Source organism: Pseudomonas sp. Tof1 (genome assembly GCF_055390395.1).
Genome location: NZ_AP024344.1, coordinates 109,298 through 122,500, shown reverse-complemented (window position 1 = coordinate 122,500; position 13,203 = coordinate 109,298). Strand labels below are relative to the sequence as shown.

Below are 13,203 nucleotides of genomic sequence, written 5' to 3'. Positions count from 1 at the left end.
TTGAGCGACTCATAGTCCAGGCCATAGGCCGCCAACCCACCCACCTTGAAGTTCTCGATCAGGATATCGGACTTCATGGCGAGCTCGCGCACCAGACGCTGGCCCTCGGGCCGGGTGAAGTCGATGGTGACCGATTGCTTGTTGCGGTTGGCCGAAAGGTAATAGGCCGCCTCGCTGGTGTTCTCGCCGCGGGCGTCCTTGAGGAAGGGCGGGCCCCAGGCGCGCGTGTCATCACCGTTGCCGGGGCGCTCGACCTTGATCACCTCGGCCCCCAGGTCCGCGAGGATCTGGCCGCACCAGGGGCCGGCCAATACCCGCGACAAATCCAATACCCGCAGATGCGAAAGCGCGCCCATGAGGCCAGCTCCTGTCAGTAGAACGCCTGGAGGCCGGTTTGCGCGCGCCCGAGGATCAGCGCATGCACGTCGTGGGTACCTTCATAGGTATTGACCACCTCCAGGTTGACCAGGTGACGGGCCACCCCGAACTCGTCGGAGATGCCATTGCCACCGAGCATGTCCCGCGCCATGCGGGCGATTTCCAGGGACTTGCCGCAGGAGTTGCGCTTCATGATCGAGGTGATTTCCACCGCTGCGGTGCCTTCGTCCTTCATCCGACCCAGGCGCAGGCAACCCTGCAGGGCGAGGGTGATCTCGGTCTGCATATCGGCCAGCTTCTTCTGGATCAGTTGGTTGGCCGCCAGCGGCCGACCGAACTGCTGACGGTCCAGGGTGTACTGGCGAGCGGTGTGCCAACAGAACTCGGCAGCGCCCAGCGCCCCCAGGAGATGCCGTAACGGGCGGAGTTGAGGCAGGTGAACGGACCTTTCAGGCCGCGCACATCCGGGAAGGCGTTTTCTTCGGGCACGAACACGTTGTCCATGACGATTTCGCCGGTAATGGAGGCGCGCAGGCCGACCTTGCCGTGAATCGCCGGTGCGCTCAGGCCTTTCCAGCCTTTCTCCAGGACGAAGCCACGGATATCGCCGGCATCATCCTTGGCCCAGACCACGAACACATCGGCGATCGGGCTGTTGGTGATCCACATCTTGCTGCCGGTCAGGCTGTAGCCACCCTCGACCTTGCGCGCACGGGTGACCATCGCCCCCGGATCGGAACCGTGGTTGGGTTCGGTCAGGCCGAAGCAGCCGATCCACTCGCCAGTGGCCAACTTGGGCAGGTACTTCTGCTTCTGTGCCTGGGTACCGAATTCGTTGATCGGCACCATCACCAGTGAGGACTGCACACTCATCATCGAGCGATAGCCCGAATCGACGCGCTCCACCTCACGGGCGATCAGGCCGTAGCTGACATAGTTCAGGCCACTGCCGCCGTACTCGACCGGAATGGTCGCACCGAGCAGGCCGACTTCGCCCATTTCGCGGAAGATCGCCGGGTCGGTCTGTTCGTGACGGAAGGCTTCGAGCACCCGTGGCGCGAGCTTGTCCTGGGCGAATTGCTGGGCGGTGTCGCGAATCATCCGCTCCTCTTCAGTGAGCTGTTGATCCAGCAGCAGCGGATCGATCCAGTTGAAGCTAGCTTTAGCGCCCATCAGAGACTCCTCGCAAAACAGGTCAAATATCGTGGTTTGATCCTAGGCGCCGCTGGCAGATCCGGCAAACGAGGATTTCGCATGCTGTTGTGCTAATTTCTCACTCCGAAAGCTGCTCAACAGCCATTTACCAGCGCCTTTAGTGAGATTGCCGTACATGCGCAGGAAGATTCCCAGCACCGCCGCACTGATCAGTTTCGAAGCCGCCGCTCGTCACGAGAGTTTTACCAAGGCCGCTGTCGAACTTTCCCTCACCCAGGGCGCCATCTGCCGACAGATCGCCAGCCTGGAGGAGTTCCTCGGCATCGAACTGTTCCGACGCTCGAGACGCGGCGTAAAACTCACTGAAGCAGGGCTTTCCTACAGTCGCCGGGTCGCCACACAGCTGGACGCGGTCGAACGCGATACCTTGTCCGTCATGGGCCAGCAGGGCGCGAATGTGATCGAACTGGCGGTGGTGCCAACCTTCGGCACGCAGTGGCTGCTGCCGCGGCTCAAGGACTTCCAGCACAAGCACCCGGAGGTCACGGTCAACCTGACCAACCGCACCCGACCCTTCCTCTTCGCCGACACCGATTTCGACGCCGCCATCTACTTCGGCGATGCCGACTGGTCGGGCACCGAGTCCCATCGGCTGATGGGTGAGAACCCGATGCCGGTATGCAGCCCGAGCCTGCTGGGCAACCGCCAGAGCCTGAGCGCCGCCGAGATCGCCGAGCTGCCGCTGTTGCAGCAGACCACGCGCCCCTACGCCTGGCGCCAATGGTTCAACGCCCAGGAGCTGAACATCCCCCGCGACATGACAGGCCCGCGCTATGAACTATTCTCCATGCTGGCCCAGGCAGCCATGCACGAGATGGGCATCGCACTGATCCCACCGTTCCTGATTCAACGGGAATTGGCGGAAAAACGCCTGGTGATCGCCAACCCCAGCGCTCTCACCAGTATCAAGGCCTATTACCTGATGATTCCCGAACGAAAAGTCGAATCGGCCTCCCTGCGAGCTTTTCGCGACTGGCTGGTAAACCAGGCACAGGGCTACAGCCTGCTGAATTAAAGGCTTTTGGCGATATTTGACCCGGTAGTCAAATACCTACAAAACCTACAGACATAATAATATGTCGCCTTTGTGCAAACTATGGCGGCTCCCCTGAAATTCGTACGAAAGTGCCGAAACTAAAGGCCTACAGGCGCTTTTAAGACCAATATCGGCCCATTCACGCCGCCGATTCGAAATTTCTCCATTTCCAACCAGAATTCTTCCAAGGCCTCTATTTTGCGGGCTTGCAGCCTATCAGTGCGACATTCGGTCACGGGGTGACTTGTAGTTAATTTTGCGTCACCCTTCATAATCTCTTGTAGGGTGGGTTTTTCGCCTGCAAAATGCCGCGCCCCGCCTGGAAAATGGCGGGATCGTGCTGATCGGCCGCTCCAGTCGCACCCTCCGCAGTGCACTGGCCTTCTTATAAAAAAGATCACGCAGGAGATTTGACGTGCACATTGGTGTTCCTCTCGAAACCCAGACAGGTGAGACTCGGGTTGCTGCAACTCCGGAAACCATCAAGAAGCTAGTCGGCCAGAGTCACAAGGTCACTGTTCAAAGCGGCGCCGGCATAGGTGCCAGCGTCATCGACAGTGCCTATGAGGCGGCCGGCGCCCATATCGGCAGCGCAGCCGAGGCCTTCGGCGCCGAACTGATTCTCAAGGTGGTGGCCCCCAGCGACAGCGAACTGGCGCTGATCAAGCCCGGTACCGTGCTGGTTGGCATGCTCAACCCCTTCAACAACGAAACCATCGCCAAGCTGGCCGACCGGGGTATTACTGCCTTCGCCCTGGAAGCCGCACCGCGCACCTCGCGTGCGCAAAGCCTCGATGTGCTCTCGTCCCAGGCCAACATCGCCGGCTACAAGGCGGTGCTGCTGGCCGCTCACTACTACCCACGCTTCATGCCGATGCTGATGACCGCCGCCGGTACCGTAAAGGCCGCCCGGGTGCTGATCCTCGGCGCCGGTGTCGCGGGGCTGCAGGCCATCGCCACCGCCAAGCGCCTGGGTGCGGTGATCGAGGCGTCGGACGTGCGTCCTGCGGTGAAGGAACAGATCGAGTCCCTGGGAGCGAAATTCGTCGACGTACCGTACGAAACCGACGAGGAGCGCGAGTGCGCGGTCGGCGTGGGCGGCTATGCCCGGCCTATGCCGGCCAGCTGGATGCAGCGCCAGGCCGTGGCCGTGCACGAACGGGCGAAACAGGCGGATATCGTCATCACCACCGCGCTGATCCCGGGGCGCAAGGCGCCGGTGCTGCTGAGCGCCGAGACCGTGGCGCAGATGAAGCCCGGCTCGGTGGTGGTCGATCTGGCCGCCGCCCAAGGCGGCAACTGCCCGCTGACCGTCGCCGACCAGGTGGTGGTGGCCCACGGCGTGACCATCGTCGGCCCGACCAACCTGCCCGGCGAAGTCGCCGCCGATGCCTCGGCGCTGTACGCCCGCAACCTGCTGGATTTCCTGAAGCTGGTCTTCAACAAGGAAAAACAGTTCGAAGTGAACCTCGAAGACGACATTGTCGCCGCGTGCCTGATGTGCCGCGACGGCCAGGTCATCCGCAAGAACGCCTGAGCAGAGGACCCAGAAGATGGAAGAGCTTATCTCCCCGGTATCTACAACCTGATCATCTTCGTGCTGGCGATCTATGTCGGTTACCACGTGGTCTGGAACGTGACACCCGCGCTGCACACGCCGCTGATGGCGGTGACCAACGCCATCTCGGCGATCGTGATCGTCGGCGCCATGCTCGCCGCCGCCCTGACCGTGACCCCGCTGGGCAAGATCATGGGCACCCTGGCCGTCGCCCTGGCCGCCGTCAACGTGTTCGGCGGCTTCCTGGTGACGCGCCGCATGCTTGAAATGTTCAAGAAGAAAGCCCCGAAAGCCGGAAAAGAAGAGGCGCCCAAGTAATGAGCATGAATCTGGTAACGACGCTCTACCTGATCGCGTCGGTCTGCTTCATCCAGGCCCTCAAGGGCCTCTCGCACCCGACCACGTCGCGGCGCGGCAACCTGTTCGGCATGCTCGGCATGGCCCTGGCCATCGCCACCACCGTGGGCCTGGTGTTCAAGCTGGGGGCCGAGCTGGCAACCGCCGGCATCGGCTACGTGATCGTCGGCCTGCTGATCGGTGGCAGCGCCGGCTCGATCATGGCCAAGCGTGTGGAAATGACCAAGATGCCCGAGCTGGTGGCATTCATGCACAGCATGATCGGCCTGGCCGCGGTGTTCATCGCCATCGCGGCGGTGGTCGAGCCGCAGTCGCTGGGTATCGTCAAGCACCTGGGCGACTCGATTCCAGCCGGCAACCGCCTGGAACTGTTTCTCGGCGCGGCGATCGGTGCCATTACCTTCTCCGGTTCGGTGATCGCCTTCGGCAAGCTGTCGGGCAAGTACAAGTTCCGCCTGTTCCAGGGCGCACCGGTACAGTTCGGCGGGCAGCACACGCTGAACCTGCTGTTGGGCCTGGCGACCCTCGCCCTGGGCCTGACCTTCATGTTCACCGGCAACCTGGCGGCCTTCGCCCTGATGCTGGCTTTGGCCTTCGTGCTCGGCGTGCTGATCATCATCCCGATCGGCGGCGCCGACATGCCGGTGGTGGTGTCGATGCTCAACAGCTATTCCGGCTGGGCGGCGGCGGGCATCGGCTTCTCGCTGAACAACTCGATGCTGATCATCGCCGGCTCCCTGGTGGGTTCGTCCGGCGCGATCCTCTCGTACATCATGTGCAAGGCGATGAACCGTTCCTTCTTCAACGTACTGCTCGGCGGTTTCGGCAACACGGCGGACGCCGACGGCCCGGCCGGCTCGAAAGAGGCGCGGCCGGTGAAATCCGGTTCGGCCGACGACGCGACCTTCCTGCTGACCAACGCCGACACCGTGATCATCGTGCCCGGCTACGGCCTGGCGGTGGCCCGCGCCCAGCACGCGCTGAAGGAACTGACGGAAAAGCTGACCCACCATGGCGTGACCGTGAAGTACGCGATCCACCCGGTGGCCGGCCGCATGCCAGGACACATGAACGTGCTGCTGGCCGAGGCCGAGGTGCCCTACGACCAGGTGTTCGAGATGGAGGACATCAACTCCGAGTTCGGCCAGGCCGACGTGGTGCTGGTGCTGGGCGCGAACGACGTGGTCAACCCGGCGGCGAAAAACGATCCGAAGTCGCCGATTGCCGGCATGCCGATCCTCGAGGCGTTCAAGGCCAAGACCATCATCGTCAACAAGCGCTCCATGGCCAGCGGCTACGCCGGCCTGGATAACGAACTGTTCTACCTCGACAAGACCATGATGGTCTTCGGCGACGCGAAGAAGGTCATCGAGGACATGGTCAAGGCCGTCGAATAAGCCTTGCTCCAGCGCAATACCAAAAACCCCATCCTTTAGTAGGTTGGGGTTTTTCTTTGCCTGCGAAAAACCGACCAAAGGCTCTGAATCAGGGGTCGGCATTCGACCTTGGTCGCGCGGCGAAACTTTTTGAAACCTCTAGACTGCGCATCTTGCTTCCGTTGCCCGAGAAAAAAATCCATGTACCGTGATCGTATTCGCTTGCCTTCTCTTTCCAGTAAGGTGATGAGCGCGGCTGATGCTGCCGCACTGATCCAGGACGGCATGACCGTCGGCATGAGCGGTTTCACCCGCGCCGGCGAAGCCAAGGCCGTGCCACACGCTCTGGCCGAACGCGCCAGGCAGGAGCCGCTGAAAATCACCCTGATGACCGGCGCCAGCCTGGGCAACGATCTCGACAAGCAACTCACCGAAGCCGGCGTGCTGTCGCGCCGCATGCCATTCCAGGTCGACAACACCCTGCGCAAGGCCATCAACGCAGGCCAGGTGATGTTCATCGACCAGCACCTGTCGGAAACCGTCGAACAGTTGCGCAACAAGCAACTCAAGCTGCCGGACCTGGCAGTCATCGAGGCGGTGGCGATCACCGAACAGGGGCATATCGTGCCGACCACCTCGGTGGGCAACTCGGCCAGCTTCGCGATCTTCGCCAAGCAGGTGATCATCGAGATCAACCTGGCGCACAACCCGAACCTGGAAGGCCTGCACGACATCTATATCCCCAGCTATCGGCCGACCCGCACGCCGATTCCGCTGGTGAAGGCCGACGACCGCATCGGCAGCACGGCGATCCCGATCGACCCGGCGAAGATCGTCGCCATCGTCATCACCGAGCAGCCCGACTCGCCGTCCACCGTGACGCCGCCGGACAGCGAAACCCAGGCCATCGCCGACCACCTGATCGCCTTCCTTAAAGAGGAAGTGGCCGACGGTCGCATGACCAACAGGCTCGGCCCGCTGCAGGCGGGGATCGGCAACATTGCCAACGCGGTGATGTGCGGCCTGATCGATTCGCCGTTCGAAGACCTGACCATGTACTCCGAAGTGCTGCAGGACTCGACCTTCGACCTCATCGATGCCGGCAAGCTGTCCTTCGCCTCCGGCAGCTCGATCACCCTGTCGGACCGCCGCAACAGCGACGTGTTCGGCAACCTCGAGCGCTATAAAGAGAAGCTGGTGCTGCGCCCGCAGGAAATCTCCAACCACCCCGAGGTGGTGCGCCGCCTGGGCATCATCGGCATCAACACCGCCCTGGAGTTCGATCTGTACGGCAACGTCAACTCCACCCACGTCTGCGGCACGCGGATGATGAACGGCATCGGCGGCTCCGGCGACTTCGCCCGCAACGCGCACCTGGCGATCTTTGTCACCAAGTCGATCGCCAAGGGCGGCGCCATCTCCAGCGTGGTGCCGATGGTCAGCCACGTCGACCACACCGAACATGACGTCGACATCCTCGTCACCGAAATCGGCCTGGCCGACCTGCGTGGCCTGGCTCCACGTGAGCGGGCGCGGGTGATCATCGACAACTGCGTGCACCCCATGTACCGCGCCGCCCTCAATGACTACTTCGAGCGCGCCTGCGCCCTGGGCGGCCATACCCCACACATCCTGCGCGAAGCACTGAGCTGGCACATCAACCTGGACGAAACCGGGAAAATGCTCGCCGACTGATTGAAACAGTTCCCCGCTGACGCCAACACAGTTTCGTCAGCGGGGCGACCGATCCGTACGAACCAGAAAAAACTGTACTGCTGTACCGGTCTTTTTTTCCTCCAACTCCCCTCTCAACCTCCTCACCTGGGCAAAAACGCACCAATATTGTGCGGATAGGTACAGTTGCCTCAATTCCGAGCAGTACAGCCCCTATAAACAGTTAACTGGTCCCTCACAATACAGGTGAACTGTATCTAGAGAGACTGGGCAAATGAGAGGATCATTGGCATCAGTCGAAGTTAAACCACTCCCTGATCCCGCCAAAAGCGGAAGGATGTCAACCATGGAACGTACACTCAGTTCCGAACTGTTCTACGAAAACACCGCCACTGAAGCCAAAGCCTCTCTGCCTCTGCGCATTCTGGCCAACCTGATGCTGTGGCAGCGCCGTATCGCCAGCCGTCATCAACTGGCTCGTCTGGACGCACGCCTGCTGGCCGACGCCGGCATCAGCGAAGCACAGCGCTACGAAGAGCTGAGCAAGCCGTTCTGGCGCTAAGCAGCGCCCGCTGGCCCTGACCCCCGGGGTTCACCGCCAGCAACCGAATTGAAACGACAGAGCCCGTCGCGGGAAACCGCGACGGGCTCTGTCGTTTTCGGGCAGGCGTTTTTTGGGCAAGGAACTGTGAAAGGGGATTACAGGTACAATTTCAATAAATCAAAAATATGACCAGTACAGTTAATCGAATCCGACGAAAAGGCTCTAGGTCGCCCATCAGGGCGGTGAAACCGGCTTTCCGCCGCCCGGGAACTGCGCCTAATATCGCGGTCATAGGTAGCCCGCAGCACGGAATGTGCGTCTGAGGTTCATCGTTCCCGTGTTCGAGCGGCCGTTTCTGTCTTGCTGTTCCTCTTCCACGTCCAGGAGATTCATCATGTCCCGTCTTCGCCTGCTCGGCGCTGCCAGCCTGTTGTGCATGGCCGCCACCGCCCACGCCAGCAGCTTCATCGCCACCACCGATGCCCTGGTCGGTGCGCTCCAGGCCACCACCGACACCACGTCCGACGCGACCTCGTCGCTGCGTGACAACAAGATCGTACGCGCCGCCCGGGACGACGCCGCCAGCTTCGTCGCCAGCGAAGGCCGCATCCGCGGGGTGAAACTGGAAAGCGCCTTCGACACCATCCGCCGCCAGGCGCCACAGTTGCAGGCCAGCGACGCGCAACTGGCGCAGGCGATCCTGGCGATCTGACGAGCATCATCGTCACTGGAGCGTGGCTTGCCCGCGAAGAGGCCGGCAAGTCTTGCGCAACAGCATGGAATCGCTCACAAAGAGAGGCCATCCCAGCTCCTCGAAAGCGCGGCGCAGACCACCGCGCTGGTCCTGACCGGCTCATTCCGCTAGCCTTGACGCTCGTTCAATCAGCCATCGAGACTCATGCGTTCATTATCCTTATTGCTCATAGCCCTCAGCTGGATCACTCAGGCCCACGCATTCGACATGACTACCCAAGGCGTCGTCGTCAGCGGTTATGTCACCAGCCAGGTGACCACCGCGCCCTTCGACCATAAACTGATACTGGCGGCCCGGGATGATGCCGCCGCCTTTGTCGCCAGCGACGGCCTGGTGCGGGGAGCGCAGCTGGAGTCGGCCTTGACCTGGTTACGCCAGAGCCGGCCAAAACTTCATGCAAGCGACCTTGAACTGGCCGAGGCAATTCTCGTCCAATAGTCACTTCTGTATCCGGAGACACTTCATGCGTACCCCCCTGATCGCCGCCGCCCTCGGCTTGTTGTTGCTGGCCGATGCGGCCTCGGCGCATACCCTGGTGGCCACCAGCAACATCATCGTCCGTGCTTCGGGTCGCACCATCGACTTCACCTCGGACACCACCACCTCGATCCGTGATTCGAAAGTGGTCCGCGAAGCCCATGACGACGCCGCCAGCTTCGTCGCCAGCCATGGCGAGATCCGCGGCGCGCAACTGGAAGCCGCCTTCAACGCCCTGCGCACCCAAGTGCCGGAAGCCCGCGACGCCAGCGACCAGACCCTCGCCGAAGCCATTCTCGCTCTGTGAGGCCATTTGCCGGCTGGCTGCTGGCCTGTACGCTGTTGCTTGGCGGCAACGCGGCCCAGGCCAGCCTGCAATTGCAGCTCAACGGCGACGGCCTGAGCCCGGCCGAACAGCGCGCCAGCCAGGCGCTGCTGGATGAAGCGATCGCCCACCTGCCACCCCGCTTCATCGAGCAGTTGGACCGGCGCATCACCCTGAGCTGGTCGACCCGAATGCCGGACAACGCCTATGGCGAGGCGTCCCTGGTCGCGGAAATCGAGCTCAACCGCAATCTGTTGCCCGGCCTGGTCGACGGCTCGGCGGCGACGAAGAAGACCCACCGTCCCCACGGCACCGTGCGCGAGGAAATGCTCGCCACCGTGCTGCATGAGCTGACCCATATCTACGACCGTGCCCGCCTGTGGCCCGACGCCGAACGCCGGCTGATCCAGCGCTGCAGTCGCCAGAACGGCAACACCGGCCTGGTCGGCCTGCGCGATGAGTGCCGCGGCCAGATCGATCGACGCTTCACCCTCAGCGATGACCCGCGCCTGCTGGACCTGGCCGGCTGGCCGCAATCGGTCGGCACCCGCGGCCAGCGCGAGCAGCACAACAAGCAGGTGGCCCGCAGCCCGGACCTCTACGAGACCACCAACCCCAAGGAGTTCGTCGCGGTCAACATGGAGTATTTCCTCCTCGACCCGGCCTACGCCTGCCGTCGCCCGGCGCTGTACCGCTACTACCAGGAACGTTTCGGCTGGGCGCCGCCGGGCAAGGAAGACTGCGCCAAGGCCTTCCCGTTCCTCAATGCCGGCAACGACTTCGGCAAGACGCCCCTGGGCCGAATCGACCCGGAACGGGTCTATGAAGTCGACTACCTGCTGGCCGAGGCCAACCAGAACTGGGTCAGCCGCTGGGGCCACAGCATGCTGCGCCTGGTGATCTGCGCCCCCGGCCGGCCACGCGGGCCGGATTGCCGGCTGGACCTGGACCAGCACCTGGTGCTGTCCTACCGTGCCTTCGTCAACGATGTGCAGCTCTCGACCTGGGGCGGCCTGACCGGCGCCTACCCGTCGCGCCTGTTCGTGCTGCCGCTGGCCCAGGTCATCGACGAGTATACCAAGACCGAGCTGCGCAGCCTGGCCTCGGTACCGCTGAAACTGTCGCGCCGGGAAATCGAGGAAGTGGTCGAACATGCCGCCGAGATGCACTGGAGCTACGACGGCAACTACTACTTCGTGACCAACAACTGTGCGGTCGAGACCCTCAAGCTGTTGCGCAGCGGCACCGACAACGCCCAGCTCAAGGGCCTGGACAGCATCATGCCCAACGGCCTGCTGGAAGTGCTCAAGGGCAGGGGGCTGGCCGACACCAGCGTGCTCGACGACCCGCGCGAGGCCCTGCGCCTGGGCTATCGCTTCGACTCCTACCGGGACCGCTACCAGGCAATGTTCGAGGTGCTGAAACAGCATCTGCCGATCCAGCAGGAAACCGTCGAGGACTGGCTGACCCTGCGCCCGGCGGAACGCCGCCCCTGGTTCGCCCAGGCCGACCTGCGCACCAGCGCCGCCTTGCTGCTGCTGGAGCAGGCGGGTTACCGGCGGCAGTTGCTGCTGGCCCAGGACGAGGTCAAGCAGAAGTACCTCGGCGGGCGCGAGATCAAGGACGGCGGCATGGACCAGGCCAACCGCACGCTGCAGGCGATCCTCGCCAACAGCGGCTTCCTCAGCCGGCCGGCGGAGCTGCTGGGCAGCAGCGGCTATGGTCTGCCACAGCCGGGCGAATGGCAGCGCCTGGAGGCCGAGAGCGCCCAGCGCCAGCAACAGTTGCAGCGCCTGACCGGCGACCTCGACAAGGAAGTGCGCAAGCTGCTCGACCCCGCGCGCGAAGCCGAGATCGAGGCCAGCGAAGCCAACCTGAAGATGGTCGGCGAACACCTGCGCAGCCTGCACAAGGCGGCGGGTGGCCTGGAGTTACCTTAAAAGCTAGACCATCGCTATACGATCAAACCAATATCGCGTGCCTTGATGTCGTTGATGACAGATACCGACGTGGGCTCAAATCCCAGCGTTTTGACGAGAGATTTCATTTCTTTTTTCAACGCATCATTCAAGCCAGGCAGCTTCTCCTTGGGAGCACCAAGAATTATTAGCACAAGTTTGAAACCACACGAACCAATGTCTAATTCCTTCAGAGCCACCGGTAGTTCGGCAGCCGCGTCACCATGACGCCCAAGACATGAGGCGATGGTGAGCTGCACTGCATTCGTCAACTTCTGACGAATCTCCCCCATGAACATCGTAAAATCGCGCGGAATACTTGACTTCGCCTCCACAACCCAGGCTTCTTCCGCCCCCTTCGAAGAGGTCCTTACCAATACAAACTCGGCAATTTTCACCCCTTCTCCGGATTTTCTATAAACAGAGCTGCGTTCTATAGGGAAAAACTTGTCCTCGTCATAGGGGCCAAATCGCATACCAGACTCATCGAATAAAATACTCATCCCAGAGTGAGCTCCAGTTCTTGCTCGTAAAGCCTGATGGACTCGTCAATGATCGGGTTATCAGGAAGACCTGCCTGCAGATCATCGGACACCCAACGATCGCCAAGTGACGATAGGACAGGGATGGAGACATTGTTTCTTTGTGCTGCGAGGTACAACGCTTTCACAACAAAATAGGAATGGCTAGCGATAAAAAACTGAATGCCTCGCCCAGCAAGACTGACAATGATTTCTATCAATTTGCTAATAGCGACAGGGTGCAAAGCGGATTCAGGCTCGTCGATGAAGACCACCGAGTCAACTGAGAGGTAGCGGTTACCCAGTAATGTATCAAGAATCGAAATTTTCTTGATTCCCTCAGCCGTCGCACCAATCTGAAATTTTTGATTACCTTTCTTGAATTGCCAGCGGCTCGAACCACTGTCAAATTCAACCTTACCACCCAATATCTCTTCCAGGTTCTTTCGAGCTCTCGCAAACTGCGCGAAATTTCTACCGCTCGTAGGCGACAGACGGAGCGCTTTGGCCAAGTCGTAATAGGTATCATCGAAACCAAAGTCTTTATCGACTTCACGGCTTTTCAAGATAATATGCTGGAGAGAAAGTACTTCTTTCGGAGGCAAGAACACAGAGTTGCTTTCTCGCGGAGCAACATGATTTTCCAAAGAGTTGATGTTTTTCGTTGTATCCTTACCAAACCCATAACGAAATAAATTATCATCGACCTTAACTTTGCAAGACAGTGGACTATCTGAATTTTTTGCAACCAGATCACCAATTTTATCTGTCTGAAAAGTCCAATATAATTTGTCGGCCAGAATTTCCGCGGCACTACGCTGCTCATTTCCGCGCTGATACTCTTCGATAGTGCGCATAGTGCAATACAGGGCTTTGAGCAAGAAAGTTTTACCGCTGCCATTAGCACCAATAACCAGGTTGATATTAGAAAGATCACCCCAACTAATATCCTGCAAAGGTCCAAAATTTTTTAACTCAATGCTATTGAGCATCGGCTGAAGCTCCTCTCTAGCCCAGAACCAGAAAATGA

General features: G+C 60.8%; 13 protein-coding genes and 1 pseudogene (1 of these 14 running past the window's edge). 10 read left to right on the top strand and 4 right to left on the bottom strand.

The features are described from left to right. Positions 1 to 356 carry the 5' end (the start) of a CaiB/BaiF CoA transferase family protein gene (locus ACZ5KU_RS00590; protein ID WP_054063365.1) on the bottom strand. 865 nt of this gene lie to the left of the window's left edge, so only the first 356 of its 1,221 coding nucleotides appear in the window; it begins with the start codon at positions 354 to 356; its stop codon lies off the left edge, out of view. Positions 357 to 370: 14 nt separating this feature from the next. Beyond that, positions 371 to 1,551 (bottom strand): annotated as a pseudogene (locus ACZ5KU_RS00585) (acyl-CoA dehydrogenase). A gap of 157 nt (positions 1,552 to 1,708) precedes the next feature. On the opposite strand from ACZ5KU_RS00585, the gene ACZ5KU_RS00580 reads away from it, so the two are divergent. From ACZ5KU_RS00580 to ACZ5KU_RS00535, 10 genes are all read left to right on the top strand, one after another. Beyond that, on the top strand, positions 1,709 to 2,608 hold the full coding sequence (locus tag ACZ5KU_RS00580) for a LysR family transcriptional regulator (RefSeq protein ID WP_054059139.1): 900 nt from the start codon (positions 1,709 to 1,711) through the stop codon (positions 2,606 to 2,608). A gap of 436 nt (positions 2,609 to 3,044) precedes the next feature. Continuing rightward, positions 3,045 to 4,166 (top strand): Re/Si-specific NAD(P)(+) transhydrogenase subunit alpha, encoded by a 1,122-nt coding sequence (locus tag ACZ5KU_RS00575; RefSeq protein ID WP_464736712.1) that lies wholly within the window; start codon positions 3,045 to 3,047, stop codon positions 4,164 to 4,166. A 39-nt stretch (positions 4,167 to 4,205) separates the two neighbouring features. Next, on the top strand, positions 4,206 to 4,505 hold the full coding sequence (locus ACZ5KU_RS00570) for an NAD(P) transhydrogenase subunit alpha part 2 (RefSeq protein ID WP_464737450.1): 300 nt from the start codon (positions 4,206 to 4,208) through the stop codon (positions 4,503 to 4,505). Beyond that, entirely contained in the window at positions 4,505 to 5,941 is a 1,437-nt protein-coding gene (locus tag ACZ5KU_RS00565; protein WP_464736711.1) for an NAD(P)(+) transhydrogenase (Re/Si-specific) subunit beta, read from the top strand. The genes ACZ5KU_RS00570 and ACZ5KU_RS00565 overlap by 1 nt, the downstream gene beginning before the upstream one ends. A gap of 180 nt (positions 5,942 to 6,121) precedes the next feature. Then, positions 6,122 to 7,615, top strand: a complete 1,494-nt coding sequence (locus tag ACZ5KU_RS00560) for an acetyl-CoA hydrolase/transferase family protein (RefSeq protein WP_054059143.1) — start codon at positions 6,122 to 6,124, stop codon at positions 7,613 to 7,615. A gap of 325 nt (positions 7,616 to 7,940) precedes the next feature. Continuing rightward, entirely contained in the window at positions 7,941 to 8,156 is a 216-nt protein-coding gene (locus ACZ5KU_RS00555) for a DUF1127 domain-containing protein (RefSeq protein ID WP_017902681.1), read from the top strand. 376 nt (positions 8,157 to 8,532) lie between these two features. Further along, positions 8,533 to 8,850, top strand: coding sequence for a DUF2388 domain-containing protein (locus ACZ5KU_RS00550; RefSeq protein WP_054059144.1), 318 nt, complete (start codon positions 8,533 to 8,535; stop codon positions 8,848 to 8,850). A gap of 186 nt (positions 8,851 to 9,036) precedes the next feature. Further along, entirely contained in the window at positions 9,037 to 9,330 is a 294-nt protein-coding gene (locus tag ACZ5KU_RS00545; RefSeq protein WP_054059145.1) for a DUF2388 domain-containing protein, read from the top strand. A 25-nt stretch (positions 9,331 to 9,355) separates the two neighbouring features. Next, entirely contained in the window at positions 9,356 to 9,676 is a 321-nt protein-coding gene (locus ACZ5KU_RS00540; protein WP_054059146.1) for a DUF2388 domain-containing protein, read from the top strand. Beyond that, positions 9,673 to 11,634, top strand: coding sequence for a DUF7844 domain-containing protein (locus tag ACZ5KU_RS00535; protein ID WP_464736710.1), 1,962 nt, complete (start codon positions 9,673 to 9,675; stop codon positions 11,632 to 11,634). The genes ACZ5KU_RS00540 and ACZ5KU_RS00535 overlap by 4 nt, the downstream gene beginning before the upstream one ends. A 14-nt stretch (positions 11,635 to 11,648) precedes the next feature. Here the strand turns inward: ACZ5KU_RS00535 and ACZ5KU_RS00530 are convergent, their stop codons facing one another. Further along, entirely contained in the window at positions 11,649 to 12,155 is a 507-nt protein-coding gene (locus ACZ5KU_RS00530) for a hypothetical protein (protein WP_054059147.1), read from the bottom strand. Continuing rightward, entirely contained in the window at positions 12,152 to 13,165 is a 1,014-nt protein-coding gene (locus tag ACZ5KU_RS00525) for an AAA family ATPase (protein ID WP_054063368.1), read from the bottom strand. Before ACZ5KU_RS00525 ends, ACZ5KU_RS00530 begins: the two co-directional genes overlap by 4 nt. Positions 13,166 to 13,203 lie beyond the last annotated feature (38 nt).